Source organism: Rhizobium sp. L9 (genome assembly GCF_002531885.1).
Classification (GTDB): Bacteria; Pseudomonadota; Alphaproteobacteria; order Rhizobiales; family Rhizobiaceae; genus Rhizobium.
The window spans coordinates 25,724-38,305 of the sequence record NZ_NWSZ01000035.1 but is presented as its reverse complement, the minus strand read 5'-3'; the positions used below and the strand labels follow the sequence as shown (position 1 = coordinate 38,305).

The window sequence follows — 12,582 nt, the reverse complement described above, 5'->3', positions numbered from 1 at the left end:
CGTGGTTCCCCTACCCGCGGATTGGATCGACAGCCGCAGCCGCAGATGGGGCATTCCAAAAGGACACATCGAGAGCCGCGAACCGAGCGGTACGCAGCCTGGTCTGCGAACGCTCCTATCGCAGGTTGAGGACCTTGACGTATGAAGTTCAGTTTCGGCAGATCGCTAGTGAGGGCCCTCAGAGCCTAAAAGAAAATCAGCAAGCTGATCGGGAAAGCTGTCGGAGCGACCCGAACCAAACCGAAACGTACAACCTCCCCATCCCGCCCCGCGAAGCCGGTTTTGGTCGAGACAACCGCGTTTGGAAGCAATCCGGGTCGCTTGGTGATGAAATCCTTCGTCCCGACCACGCGGCTGCCAAAGAACCCCGCGCTTGTCGTCTTGCTTCATGGCTGCCATCAGACTCCCGAAAGCCTGGATGTCGCGGCGGGCTTCTCCAAGCTCGCGAAAGAGCGCGGTTTCGTTCTTCTTTATCCGCAGCAGAAGAGAGCAAACAATTCGCAAAATTGCTTCAACTGGTTTCGACCAAGCGCCGTCGCCCGAGACCGCGGCGAGGTGCGTTCAATCAAGCAGATGGTCGAGCACATATGCGAGCGACATCGCATCGACCGATCGAGGATCTTCGTCGCGGGGCTGTCCGCCGGCGGGGCGATGACGGGTGCACTTGTCGCGAACTATCCCACATTGTTTGCAGGCGCCGCGATCATAGCCGGCATGCCATTCGGATCCGCCCGCGATACGATGTCCGCCCTGCGAGCGATGAAGTCAGGCGCGACGCCGCCGCCAGCCGGATGGGGAAGACCCATCGCTGAGATTTCGCCAGAAGCCAAGGCATGGCCTCCGATAACCATCTGGCAGGGCATGGAAGACCGGGTGGTCAAGCCGGTCAATGCGCTCGCTTGTGTCGCGCAGTGGCTCGAAGTCCAAGGCATTGCAGAGAACAGCGGCCGATTGGAGGAAAAACCATGGGGCAGGTTGCAGGCATGGAAGGTGAGCGGCAAGCTGAAAGTGGCCCTCTATTCGGTCAGCAACATGGGCCACGGGCTTCCGATCAAGAAGCGCAAGAGCGTCACGGCGCTAAGGTCTGCAGACCCCTACGTGATCCCGGTAGAAATCTCAGCCCCAGCAGAGATCATGCGATTGTGGGGTTTGTCGAGGCTTCGAAAATAACCAGCTCGCAGGAGGTTCGGCCGTATCTGGCAAATTCAGGTCACCGATGGGCGTACCCTGCACCCCACACTCTTGTAATATCGGACAGCGTCGATGTCCGATCCGATCCGAAATAAACTCCCATAAGTTGTTCATGACCGGGATATTCGAAGGGGATCCACCGAGCTCCAGGTCACGACGCGCGGGGCACGTTCGTTGGTCTGCGTGCCCGCCGTCTATCTTGCACGAAAACATGCGCGTGCATCTGACAGACTGAGGCTCTCGCGGAAGGACCGGCTGCGAAGTCGAGAATGCTTTAGCCTGGAAGTCTGCCCACACTATCGGGGCTCTGTGAAATAGCCCGCCGAAATCTTTGCAGAGATTTCTACCTCGGCGCCTGCGGCTACACGGTCCGTTGGAAGCTCAATCTGGTTCTCGATCTCGATACCACCTTCGGCAACGGCCTTGCGTTTTAAGTGACTCATGGACAGCCAACGATCGATCCGGGAAATCCCCAGTTGGGGATCGACGATGGCCACGACGTCGTCATAGCCGTGCTCCTCCAATACTCCCTCGAGATCAAGGGCGATGAAGGGTTCGTCTTCGAGGAGCAGGATGCGATCGGGCATCGCCATTCTCACGGCATGCGATCACCCAACGTACACCGGGCGACCACTCATGTCACGACGGACGCTCGAAGTCGTGGACGCTCGGGAACCAAACAGAAGCGCGGAGGTTCACGGTTATAATCCACGGTAATATGGCATGAGGCATCCTCACGGAAGAAACGTAGTTCTCGTCGTCGAAGACGAGCCCCTGCTGATGATGATGGCGGTGGACGTCGTAGAAGCGGTCGGACTGGAAGCGCTCGAGGCGACGAACGCGGATGATGCGGTCCTCATCTTGGAAGGCAGGAGCGACATCGCCGTCGTCCTGACCGATGTCGAGATGCCGGGGACTATGAATGGCTTGGCGCTGGCCGCCTCAGTCCGCGAAAGATGGCCACTCATCGGGATCATCGTCGTGTCGGGGAGGGTGACGATCAGCAGGGACGACCTCCCTGAGCGCGGTGTGTTCTTCCCCAAGCCTTACGATGTCGACGATCTCGCTCACACACTTCGGCGGCTGACCGCTTAGCAGGCGTGAATCACGCGCTCTGCCGATAAAATCCAGCGAATTTCAGGAAATCCGGCGCATCTCAACTATATAAAGGCAACCACCCTTCTCCGGTGAGCAAAGTTCTTCCGACGCAGAGAGATCTTGTGACCGATCACGAAACCGACGACGAGCCAGACTGGAACCCCGAGCAGCTTCGCAGTGCGATCAAGGCCGCAGGCGTCGCCCTTTGGACCTGGAACGTCGACGACAGTACCTTTTTGATGGACGCCAAAGGATACGAACTCTGGGAGGTCTCGCGGGGGGGCCCGCTGACATTCGAGCGCTTGTCGGCGAAGATTCATCCGGCCGACCGCGACAGAGTCCGATCCGCCTTTGTCGCCACCCGAGTGATTGCCGGCCCATATGAGATTGACTTCAGGATATTGAGGGACGCCTCCGACGTCCGTTGGATTTCCGCGCGCGGTCAAGGCAACGACGCCGGCATCGTCGCCCGAGTGATGTCTGGAATATTTTTGGATGTTACCGGTCGCAAACAAGCGGAAGAAGGGCACGAACTGCTCGCCGGCGAAATGAGCCACCGCGTCAAGAATCTCCTGGCACTCGCTTCCGGTCTTACCGCTATCACCTCCCGGTCGACGACGTCGAAGGAGGAGATGGTCAGCCATCTCACGCAACGCCTGACGGCGCTCGGGCGTGCCCACGACCTCGTCCGCCCGCTCAAGGGCGGGCAGGGAAATGCTGCCCTTCTTGGAGATCTGTTCACCGTTCTGCTCGCACCCTACGACGACGAAGGCGCCTTTGCGGGGCGCATTCGCGTCGCAGTTCCTCGGATGGGCGTTGGCGAGTCGTCGGCGACGAGCCTTGCACTCGTCATTCATGAACTGGCCACCAACTCCCTCAAATACGGCGCGCTCTCGGTGGAAACGGGGACCCTGGACGTGTCTGGCGTTCTAGCGGAAGGTGAGGTTGAAATCGCCTGGAGCGAGCAGGGCCGTCCCGTCGTCGAACCTCCCGCAAGTTCCGATGGCTATGGGAGCAAACTTCTCCATCGCGCCGTCACCGGTCAGCTCGACGGTTCGATCTGCTACGACTGGACCCCGAGCGGGTTGGTCGTCGTGCTTCGATTAAAGGAAAACCGGTTGTCGGTGTGAGCGCCCTATGAGGGCTTCCTCCGTCGCCGCCCGTCCTTCGCTTGCCTGATTGACGTTCACTCGGCGGCTTGACGGAGAGGGTACTCTTCTGGGAGCTCCACCGAAGCAATGATCTCGAAGTCCGCGGGCATGGCGTGCTGATCGGTTCCCAAGAGCGCCAGCGTCCAGTAGGCAGGATCGTCCCCGAAGACCGTGGAGACCTGAACGATCGTTGCTCGTCCGTCGAAGTACTTCGAGGACTTCGCCCAGTAAAACGCACCCGGCACCAAACTCGCTGCAACCATGACGCCTACTCCCGTGACATGTGGACGATAGCAGAAATCCTGGAAATGAGAATGCCTCAGCTTGTTCAGGTCGTCATCGGGTGGATAATGATCACCCGTCGACCAACAGCATCCAGTGCGCGTCTTCGCACGAGGAGCTCCAGTTTATACGCCCCCCGCACGCGGTGAAACTACTGGCCCGCCAGGGCGTTCTGTTCCGGTGACATAACCGAGCAGGAGACAGTCCAATGGCAGCGGACCGTGAGCTCGACCATCTGGTTTAACAGCACGGGGTCTCACGGCCCGACATCTTCATTCAATCTATCACGGATCGAAACACTGCTGGCTCTGTGCCATCGGACGGCGACGCTTCCTATGAAGCCGTCTTCAGCTATCAGCGAGGAAGTCGCATCAATATGACTGACATAGCCCGAATGAGGATGAGGTAACGACACCAAACCAGAGAGTGTCCTCAATCGGTGCGCCTCGTGATCCTAGTCATATTTCAGCGTGACCTTCAAATGCTTGAGTTCGGCGTCCTGCCTAGCTGCCGCTTGTTCGGCTGTGTCTCGATAGGAAGCATTGGTCTCGGCGACAACCTTGTTCAACTCCGTGATCTGACTCTGCAGCTCGTAGGGCATGCATGCCAATATTATCATGTTCCCGGATGCAGTAGCCGCCCGCCTCATGACGGATGCGCGGCCTTTCCATGTCTCGTTGAAGGAATCGGCCCAAGCCGCGGGGGTATCTGCCGAAAGCTGCAGGACCATTGTCGTGAGTGGTCCCTCTACGGACCCCGATGCGCCGTCGTTCAACTCGACAATCCTGATATCCTGAAATTCGGTCATTGAATACTTCTCCTCCGTTGGCGGCCTGGACTGCCTTGACCGTGCACGGACGCGCGGTGACGAGCTACGTCAACGGCGTCAGGCGGCTTTCTCGGCATTCTGATTGACGACCTTCGTCGCAATGGAGGTTAGCGCCAGATCGGTGGCCTGTTCCTCATCGAGCGTCGTCTGAAGGAGCTTGGCGGCGTCCTTCATCCCCAACTCGAGCGCCCATGTCCGCAGGGTGCCATAGCGCGACATCTCGTAGTGCTCGACCGCCTGGGCCGCGGCAAGAAGGCCGGCGTCGAGTGCCGGCATCCCCTCGTACTCTTCCATGATCTCGGCGCCTTCCTTGAGGATGCCCATCATCGCGTCACAGGTCTTCTGCTCCGGCTTTTTGCCGATGATCTTGAAGACATCTTCGAGACGGGTGACGTGCACCTTGGTCTCGGCGAGGTGCCTCACGAAGGCGTCCTTGAGTTGCCTGTTCTTGGCCGCGTCGCGCATCTTCGGCAGCGTCGCAACGATCTTGTTTTCGGCGAAATACACGTCCTTCAAAGTGTCGTGAAAGAGGACGTCGAGTGTTTTGATTTCCTTGGCCATGGTTAGCTCCTTGGGTTCGAAAGATTTCTGTCGTGGTCCAGATGCCGGTCATGTTCACGGCCACCGCCAAGCGTGAGGGGGCGAGCGTGTCGTCGAAGCCACCCTTTTCGATGCCGTTTTTGGCCCAGAGTCTCGGTGAAGCTGTTGACCTGCGATCGGCGCAGCCGAGTTCTTTGTGACGAGCGTCGCACCGCTGGAGTTCCGGCATGGGTAGAGGACGCGGGCACGTCGGTGCGACAGAAGTGAGCGACGACGCGCTTACCCCGCGCCCCGACGAGAACCATTGTGTATCATTGAGATGTCCTCCTTCTCGGACGGTGTTCACTCGGCCGTGAAGACAGAACCTCTGCAGCTGGTATAAGTTCCTCTGCAACCGCGTGAAATATCTGGCGGGCCAACCGGTAGTCGGCGCGACGGTGCCGACCTCGGCGCCTTGTCGAAAAGGACTTGACCCTTGATGCAGGGACAATAGACGTCCCGGCACTGTTCGAGCCAGATCGTCAAGGGCAAGATCGCTCCGGCTTTCCGGATCACACGTCGTCTCTGTGTGGAAAAAGGGGCTGACGCGCTACCAAGGCTTCCGGAAGGGGATGAATGAACGTAGTGGCCCGGCCGAACGGCTGACAATTCTCGCGGCGTTTTAGCCTCGCCGGCTTGAACGGATGAGTACGCCGCCTTTCGTGTTGCTCCACAGCGCCAATGCGGTGGCGCACGTCGGATATCGGAATCGCACGAGCTTGTGTTGAGGACTGTCAGACCGGGCGGGAACACTTTACCGGCATTCTGGTTCTCTTATCGAGACCAACCCGGTCTCGTCAGTGGAGGAGTAAAACATCCCATCGTCAAGCGGAACCAGCGAAAGCAAGCCGGGCGTCAAGTCCGGCACCGGCAAGAGCGCTTCGTCGTCCAAGGGTAGCAGTGGCTCGAAAACATCGAGCACTCAGGGCGGCACCCACGAGCAGCACGTCAAGGCAGGTGAGCAAAGTCACAAAAACGCCAAGTCTTAAACGCACCAAGAAGGGTCCGTCACAAACGGGCTCTTCTATCTCACTTCGGCGGAGCAGTTTGGCAGGGCCAAAGGAAATGAAGGTGGCCGACGACAAAACCGAACTGAACGTCGATAAAATGGCAGAGCCCAAAATCGCCCCCGGCGTTCAATTCAAATCGCTGGATTTGCCCACCAACCCGGTGGTTGTGCTGCTTTCGATATTGGTGGCGCTCGCGACATTATGCATTGCCTACGTGGCGGCTGAGATCGTGCTGCCGATTGTGCTGGCGCTCGTCCTCAAGCTCCTGTTTCAGCCGGCCATGCGATTGCTGGAGAAACTCCATTTCCCGCGAACCCTTGCGGCCCTATTGCTAATCTTGTTTGTTTTCGGCGCCATCGTCGGCATTGGCGGTGCAATCTCTGGCCCAGCGACAGAGTGGGCTGCGAAGCTGCCCGAAGGAATTCCCAGATTGCAGGAGCGTCTCAAGTTTCTCAATGAACCGGTGAAAGCACTTCAAACATTCCTGCATCAGGTCGATAGCTTCATGCAGCAAGGATCGGCAACAAGCGGGGGGTCCGGCTCGACGATCGCCGCGACGCTTTTCGCTGGAACGACCCACTTTGCAGCCAGTTTCTTCGAAACCATCGTCATATTGTTCTTTTTGCTCGTATCCGGAAACACGTTCTTAAAACGGATGGTCGAAATACTGCCCAATTTCAAGGAGAAGCGGCAGGTTGTCGAGCTGTCCCAGGATGTCGAGAAAAATATCTCTGCCTATCTGGTCACTATTACGGTCATGAATGGCGCTGTTGGCTTAGCTACGGGCATTGCTATGTGGCTGACAGGGTTAGGCGATCCGGTTCTATGGGGTGTCGCGGCGTTTCTGCTGAACTATGTCCCGATCATGGGGCCGCTTCTCGGAGTCGGAATTTTTCTGCTCGCCGGCCTGCTGGTCATCGATACGTTGTGGCTGGCCCTTCTGCCGGCAGCGCTTTATTTTGTGATCCATGTCGCCGAGGGCGAGATCATCACGCCGGTGCTGCTCGCCCGCCGGTTCACCCTCAATCCTGTGCTTGTAATTATAGCGCTGATCTTCTGGTTTTGGATGTGGGGTGTGCCTGGAGCGATCCTCGCGGTGCCGATGCTTGCCATCGCCAAAATTGTTTGCGATGGAATTCGGCCACTTGCCGCCATCGGGCACTTCCTCAGCGGAGACGAATAATTGCGGCTCCACTTGCGCCGAGTTCGCGGTGCCCGGCAACAACGTTGATGCGGTTCGATTGGCCCCATTGCGGGTGAGAAGCTTGTGGATTTGCCGGGCCGTGAGCGGCAGCTCGGCCGCCGTGCGAGCGGTGGCGGATTGCCTCGATCACCATCATCGAGAATCTTGTCCTACTCACGCGCTATGCGGCGCGCAAGTCGACCACTGCTCGTCGGACATTGATCGAGCCGTCGTTGAAGTTGATCGTTCAATCGCTTTGGCAAATACTTACGGGCATCGGATCGAAGGAGATTCAACTGGCCGGATGGCAGCGACGGCGCGGCTAAGTTTCGGCGAGCAGGTTCGGTCGGCTGCATGACTATGCGGCCGACCTCATCGAGTTGGACATCCTGGTCGTTCCCGTCGGCGACTTGAATGTCATGCCGACCCATCTTGACGTCTACACATCCGAGCGATGGCGCGATCCACTCTTCCGGCCGAATGTTAAAGCAGCCTGCGCCCCTCTTCGTGATCAGGGCTGGACGGTGCCCGCGACGCCGGACTGCGCATCGATCATTTCCTCTTAAGCCCCGCGCTTGCCGGCGATCTCAAACAGGCCAACGTCGACAAGTTCGTGAGAGGTTGGGAGCATACAAGTGATCATGCACCGGTTTAGATCGAGCTGCTATGTGTCACCACAACGGAGTTATCGACCAATGAACGATTCCAAAGCCGCAACTGGGACTATCGTAAGTGTTGCAGTTAAACCAAGGCCAATGCGTTAGGCGGCCGAGGCCCGAATATAATTGTGAAGCGATGTGCGGTGTGCGAACATATCGCGTCTGCCGTCTCACCCGGCAGATAGTGAGCAGGCGAAGTAATGACCGACGAAACATCTGGCAATGCCATGCGATCCGGTCGTTCCAAACGGGAATCCGTCCGAACCAAGCAGAAGTCCGTGAATTCGGAAGTTGGCACGCCGACGCAGAGCGTCAACGAACACACCTCGCTCGCAACGAAGGACGCCATGCCACAGTCGGCAATGCCGATCGTCGGTATTGGTGCTTCGGCGGGCGGCATTGAGGCTTTGGGCCGTTTCTTTGACGCCATGCCCCCTGACAGCGGCTGTGCTTTCGTGGTCGTGCTGCATCTCGATCCTAAACACGAGAGTGAGATGGCGAACATTCTGAGCGCCCGCACGGCAATGCCAGTCGCCCAGGTCAGGGATGGGATGACGGTCGAGCGTGATCATGTCTACGTTATCGCTCCCGACACCGAACTAAGGGTGCAGGAAGGCAAGTTGCGTGTGTCCAGACCATGCACGTCCCGTGGTCCGCGTCATCCGGTCGATGTGCTTTTTGCCTCGATTGCGTCGTCGAAGCACGAGCGCGCCATCGCTATCGTGCTGTCCGGCACAGGAAACAACGGCTCGCAGGGGCTGCAGGAGATCAGGGCTGAAGGCGGTATGAGTCTGGTTCAGGCTCCCGAAACAGCCAAATTCGACGGCATGCCGAGAAGCGCCATTGCGGCGGACATGGCAGATCATATCCTCGCTCCGGAGATGATGCCCGAGGTGGTTCTCCGTTACATCAGCCACGGTTACGTCGCCGCTCCGGTGGAAGCCGATCTTCCCCCATCGATAAACGGCGAAGCAACGGTGGAGCAGGTTCTGGAGTTTCTGCGCACCCGCGCGGGGCATGATTTCGGGAGTTACAAGCGGAGCACCCAGCACCGCCGGATTTACCGCCGCCAAGGACTCAGGAACATCGGGACGATCGGCGAATACATAGACGAGTTGCGTACCAATCCCGAGGAAGTCCAGACGCTGGTCGCAGACCTGATGATCAATGTCACCGGGTTCTTCCGCGATGCCGAAGCCTGGCAGGTTCTCGCCGCGCAGGTGATCAAGCCGTTGATCGCCGAGCGCCAGAACGGCGCTTCCATCCGGGTCTGGGTTCCAGCCTGCTCGACAGGCGAGGAAGCCTATTCCATCGCGATGCTGGTAACCGAACTGGCGGAGGCAGCGGGAAAGCGATTCGACCTGAAAGTGTTCGCGACCGATGCTCAGGAAGCGAACCTGCGCAAGGCGCGGGACGGCGTCTATCCGGCGGCGGCCATGACCGGTCTTTTAGCTGAACACCTTCGGCGCTTCTTCGAGAAGCTGGACGGGTGCTACCAGGTCACCAAGGAACTCCGCGACATGGTGGTGTTCGCGCAGCAGAACCTTTTGCGCGACCCGCCGTTCTCTCGGCTCGACATCGTCTCATGCCGCAATGTCCTGATCTACCTGGAGCCCGCTGCTCAACAGAAGATCATCGCCCTTTGCCATTTCTCGCTCACGCAGGGTGGACATTTGTTCCTCGGCAATGCTGAAACGGTCGGGCGACACGAGGACCTGTTCGAGACAGTGTCGAAGAAATGGCGGATTTATCGCCGTGTCGGCCCCACGCGCCACGATCTTGTCAATTATCCACGGCCTCGGGCGTCCGCTGAGACGACCAACGGGGATGAGCCGCTATCCCTGCTGCCTGGCTCGACCGCCCCGGTGGCCGAAATGGCACGCCGGGCGCTGCTCGAGCGCTTTGCACCAGCCTCGGTGCTGATCGACCTCAAAGGCCGCGTTCTCTATTTCCACGGCGCGACCAGGGACTACCTTGAACAGCCCTCCGGTGAGCCCACCAGAGATTTGCTGACCATGGCGCGCGACGGGCTGGCGCTCAAGCTTCGGGTGGCGATACGCGAAGCGACGAAGGACAACAGGGACGTGACCGTCAACGCCCGCGTTCAGGAGGGTAAGTCCAGCCGTTCCGTCGCCATCACGGTCATGCCGCTGCCCAACTCGTCGGCAGGCGGCAACCTCCTCGTGAGCTTCGCGCCGGCCCCGAAGGCATCCAAGCAAGTCAAAGCGAGCATCCGCGAGGACGCCGGGGAGGCTTCCTCCGGCGAACGTGCCCTTCAGGAAGAGCTGACGACGACCCGCGCCGAACTCCGTAACACCATCGAACATCTTGAGACGGCCAACGAAGAGCTGAAAGCTTCGAACGAGGAAGCCACCTCGATGAACGAGGAACTTCAGTCCACCAACGAGGAACTGGAGACCTCGAAGGAGGAATTGCAGTCGTTCAACGAGGAGCTAAACACTGTCAACAACCAGCTCCAGCATAAGATCGGCGAACTGGAAGCAACCACCAACGATCTGAACAACCTGCTGGCGGGCTCGGAGACCGCAACCCTTTTCCTGGATGACAAGTTCCGGATCAAATGGTTCGCGCCCACGACAAAGGAGCTCTTCGATTTCGTGTCGTCGGACATCGGCCGTCCGATCGCTCATTTCGCGCGGAAGTTCTCCGACGAGAATCTGTTGCCGGACGCCGAGACAGTCCTGAAGAAACTTACCACCATCGATGCCGAGGTGCAGAGCGATGCCGGCCGGTGGTATCTGCGGCGCATGTTGCCTTACCGCACACGGGACAATCACATCGCCGGGGTCGTCGTCACGTTCAGCGACATCACGGAGCGGAAGCGCGCCGCTGATGCGGCCGAAGAAGCGCGCATCTATTCCGAGGCCATCGTTGAGACAATTCGCCAACCCTTGCTGATCCTGAACAGCGACCTGAGGGTCCAGTCGGCCAACCACGCCTTCTACAAGCAGTTCCGGGCGCGGCGACAGGAAACCGTGGGCAGGCTTGTCTATGAACTTGGCAACGGCCAGTGGGACATTCCCAGTCTGCGAGCGTTGCTGGACGAGATACTCTCCAACGACCGCGCGGTCGTCGACTTCGAGGTCGAGCATGACTTTGTGGACATCGGCCGCCATTGCATCGTGCTCAACGCCCGCAAGCTGGCGCGCAAAGGAGACCGCGAAGAGCTGATCCTGCTGGCGATGCAGGACATCACCGACCGAAGGAAGGGCGAGGTCGCGATCCGCCAGAGCGAGCAGCGACTGAAGGATCTGATCGAAGCGCTGCCGGGTGCGATCTACACGACGGACGCCGAGGGGCTGATCACCTCCTACAACCCCGCCGCCGCCGAGATCTGGGGCCGCGAACCGGAGCTTGGGAAGGAGGAATTCTGCGGATCATGGCGTATGCAGTGGCCAGATGGAACGCCGCTACGGCACGACGAGTGCCCGATGGCCGTCGCCCTGAAGGAGGGGCGGCCGATACGGGGCGCGGAGGCCGTGGTCGAGCGGCCGGATGGCGTCCTCGTGCCTTTGCTCGTCTATCCGACACCGTTGCGCGACGCCTCAGGCGGGATCATGGGCGCGGTCAACATGCTGGTCGACATAACCGAGCGCAAGCGGGCCGAAGAGCTTGCCGAGCGCCTTGCCGCGATTGTCGAATCGTCCGACGACGCGATCGTCAGCAAGGACCTCGACGGCATCGTCAGGAGTTGGAACAAGGGCGCTGAACGACTATTCGTCTACACACCCGAGGAGATCGTCGGCAAGTCCATCAAGATCTTGATTCCGCCTGACCGCCACGATGAGGAGGATGACATTCTCGATCGCGTCCGGCGGGGCGAGCACATCGAACACTACGATACGGTCCGGCTGCGCAAGGACGGCAGCCACGTTTGGGTTTCGCTGACCATATCGCCGCTGAAGGACGCGCGGGGCAAGGTCACCGGTGCGTCCAAGATCGCGCGCGACATGACCGAGCGCCGGCGCGCCGACGAACACCGGAAAACCCTGATGGGCGAACTCAACCATCGCGTCAAGAACACGCTGGCGATCGTCCAGTCTATCGCATCCCAGACGCTCGGTCATGCCTCGACGTTGGAGGAAGCGCGCGGTGCATTCGGGTCGCGACTGATCAACCTGGCAAAGGCGCATGACGTTTTGACTCGCGAAAGCTGGGCAAGTGCAAACCTGGCGGAGATCATCGCCGATACTGTCAAGCCACATGCGGGTGGCGAAAATCGCTTCCACATCGAAGGTCCGGACCTGCAGCTTGCGCCGAGCGCCGCGTTGGCCTTCGCCATGGCGCTGCACGAATTGTGCACCAATGCTGCGAAGTATGGAGCGCTTTCCACCGAGAACGGCCATGTCTCCATCGTTTGGGCGATGGAAGGCGAAGGCGACGAGCGCCGCCTGATTTTGCACTGGGCCGAGAACGCGGGGCCGACGGTCGTTCCCCCGAAACAGAAGGGCTTCGGTTCGCGCTTAATCGAGCGGGCGCTGGCGGCGGAACTCAGCGGCGAGGTGCGCGTTGAATATCCGCCCACCGGTGTCGTCTGCACGATCGATGCACCCATGCCTGTCGGCCGGGATGGGTGAAG

The 12,582-nt window shown here is 59.5% G+C and carries 9 protein-coding genes and 1 pseudogene; 6 read left to right on the top strand and 4 right to left on the bottom strand.

Annotation, left to right across the window (positions count from 1 at the left end; genetic code table 11):
- Nucleotides 1-327: 327 nt before the first annotated feature.
- Complete coding sequence (locus CO660_RS28460) at nucleotides 328-1,170, top strand: PHB depolymerase family esterase (RefSeq protein ID WP_245421396.1); 843 nt, start codon at nucleotides 328-330, stop codon at nucleotides 1,168-1,170.
- A 317-nt stretch (nucleotides 1,171-1,487) separates the two neighbouring features.
- On the opposite strand, the gene CO660_RS28455 is transcribed toward CO660_RS28460, so the two are convergent.
- The gene (locus tag CO660_RS28455) at nucleotides 1,488-1,778 is read right to left on the bottom strand and encodes a hypothetical protein (protein ID WP_097601425.1); all 291 of its coding nucleotides are present in this window, start codon (nucleotides 1,776-1,778) and stop codon (nucleotides 1,488-1,490) included.
- 136 nt (nucleotides 1,779-1,914) lie between these two features.
- On the opposite strand from CO660_RS28455, the gene CO660_RS28450 reads away from it, so the two are divergent.
- Nucleotides 1,915-2,286, top strand: coding sequence for a response regulator (locus tag CO660_RS28450; protein ID WP_097582880.1), 372 nt, complete (start codon nucleotides 1,915-1,917; stop codon nucleotides 2,284-2,286).
- 125 nt (nucleotides 2,287-2,411) lie between these two features.
- Entirely contained in the window at nucleotides 2,412-3,419 is a 1,008-nt protein-coding gene (locus tag CO660_RS28445) for a sensor histidine kinase (protein ID WP_097601424.1), read from the top strand.
- Between the two features lie 56 nt (nucleotides 3,420-3,475).
- Here the strand turns inward: CO660_RS28445 and CO660_RS28440 are convergent, their stop codons facing one another.
- The 3 genes from CO660_RS28440 to CO660_RS28425 form a co-directional block, all read right to left on the bottom strand.
- Nucleotides 3,476-3,703 (bottom strand): hypothetical protein, encoded by a 228-nt coding sequence (locus CO660_RS28440; protein WP_027687076.1) that lies wholly within the window; start codon nucleotides 3,701-3,703, stop codon nucleotides 3,476-3,478.
- A gap of 473 nt (nucleotides 3,704-4,176) precedes the next feature.
- Nucleotides 4,177-4,530 carry a hypothetical protein gene (locus CO660_RS28430; RefSeq protein WP_097601423.1) on the bottom strand — a complete coding sequence of 118 codons (354 nt, stop codon included), beginning with the start codon at nucleotides 4,528-4,530 and terminating at the stop codon, nucleotides 4,177-4,179.
- Between the two features lie 78 nt (nucleotides 4,531-4,608).
- Nucleotides 4,609-5,112, bottom strand: coding sequence for a DUF892 family protein (locus CO660_RS28425; protein WP_097601422.1), 504 nt, complete (start codon nucleotides 5,110-5,112; stop codon nucleotides 4,609-4,611).
- 1,089 nt (nucleotides 5,113-6,201) lie between these two features.
- Here CO660_RS28425 and CO660_RS28420 point away from each other — a divergent pair.
- The 3 genes and pseudogenes from CO660_RS28420 to CO660_RS28410 all read left to right on the top strand — a co-directional run bounded on the left by CO660_RS28420 (nucleotide 6,202) and on the right by CO660_RS28410 (nucleotide 12,580).
- Nucleotides 6,202-7,323 carry an AI-2E family transporter gene (locus CO660_RS28420; protein ID WP_245421395.1) on the top strand — a complete coding sequence of 374 codons (1,122 nt, stop codon included), beginning with the start codon at nucleotides 6,202-6,204 and terminating at the stop codon, nucleotides 7,321-7,323.
- A 341-nt stretch (nucleotides 7,324-7,664) separates the two neighbouring features.
- Nucleotides 7,665-7,978: pseudogene (locus CO660_RS34120) on the top strand (exodeoxyribonuclease III); the annotation flags it as partial.
- A 366-nt stretch (nucleotides 7,979-8,344) separates the two neighbouring features.
- Nucleotides 8,345-12,580, top strand: a complete 4,236-nt coding sequence (locus CO660_RS28410; RefSeq protein ID WP_176536401.1) for a PAS domain S-box protein — start codon at nucleotides 8,345-8,347, stop codon at nucleotides 12,578-12,580.
- The last annotated feature ends 2 nt before the right edge of the window (nucleotides 12,581-12,582 follow it).

Coding starts and splice junctions, on each gene's coding strand:
- CO660_RS28430 (WP_097601423.1), bottom strand. CDS start 4,530: ATGACCGAATTTCAGGATATCAGGATTGTCGAGTTGAACGACGGCGCA.
- CO660_RS28440 (WP_027687076.1), bottom strand. CDS start 3,703: ATGGTTGCAGCGAGTTTGGTGCCGGGTGCGTTTTACTGGGCGAAGTCC.
- CO660_RS28460 (WP_245421396.1), top strand. CDS start 328: ATGAAATCCTTCGTCCCGACCACGCGGCTGCCAAAGAACCCCGCGCTT.
- CO660_RS28425 (WP_097601422.1), bottom strand. CDS start 5,112: ATGGCCAAGGAAATCAAAACACTCGACGTCCTCTTTCACGACACTTTG.
- CO660_RS28455 (WP_097601425.1), bottom strand. CDS start 1,778: ATGCCCGATCGCATCCTGCTCCTCGAAGACGAACCCTTCATCGCCCTT.
- CO660_RS28450 (WP_097582880.1), top strand. CDS start 1,915: ATGAGGCATCCTCACGGAAGAAACGTAGTTCTCGTCGTCGAAGACGAG.
- CO660_RS28410 (WP_176536401.1), top strand. CDS start 8,345: ATGCCGATCGTCGGTATTGGTGCTTCGGCGGGCGGCATTGAGGCTTTG.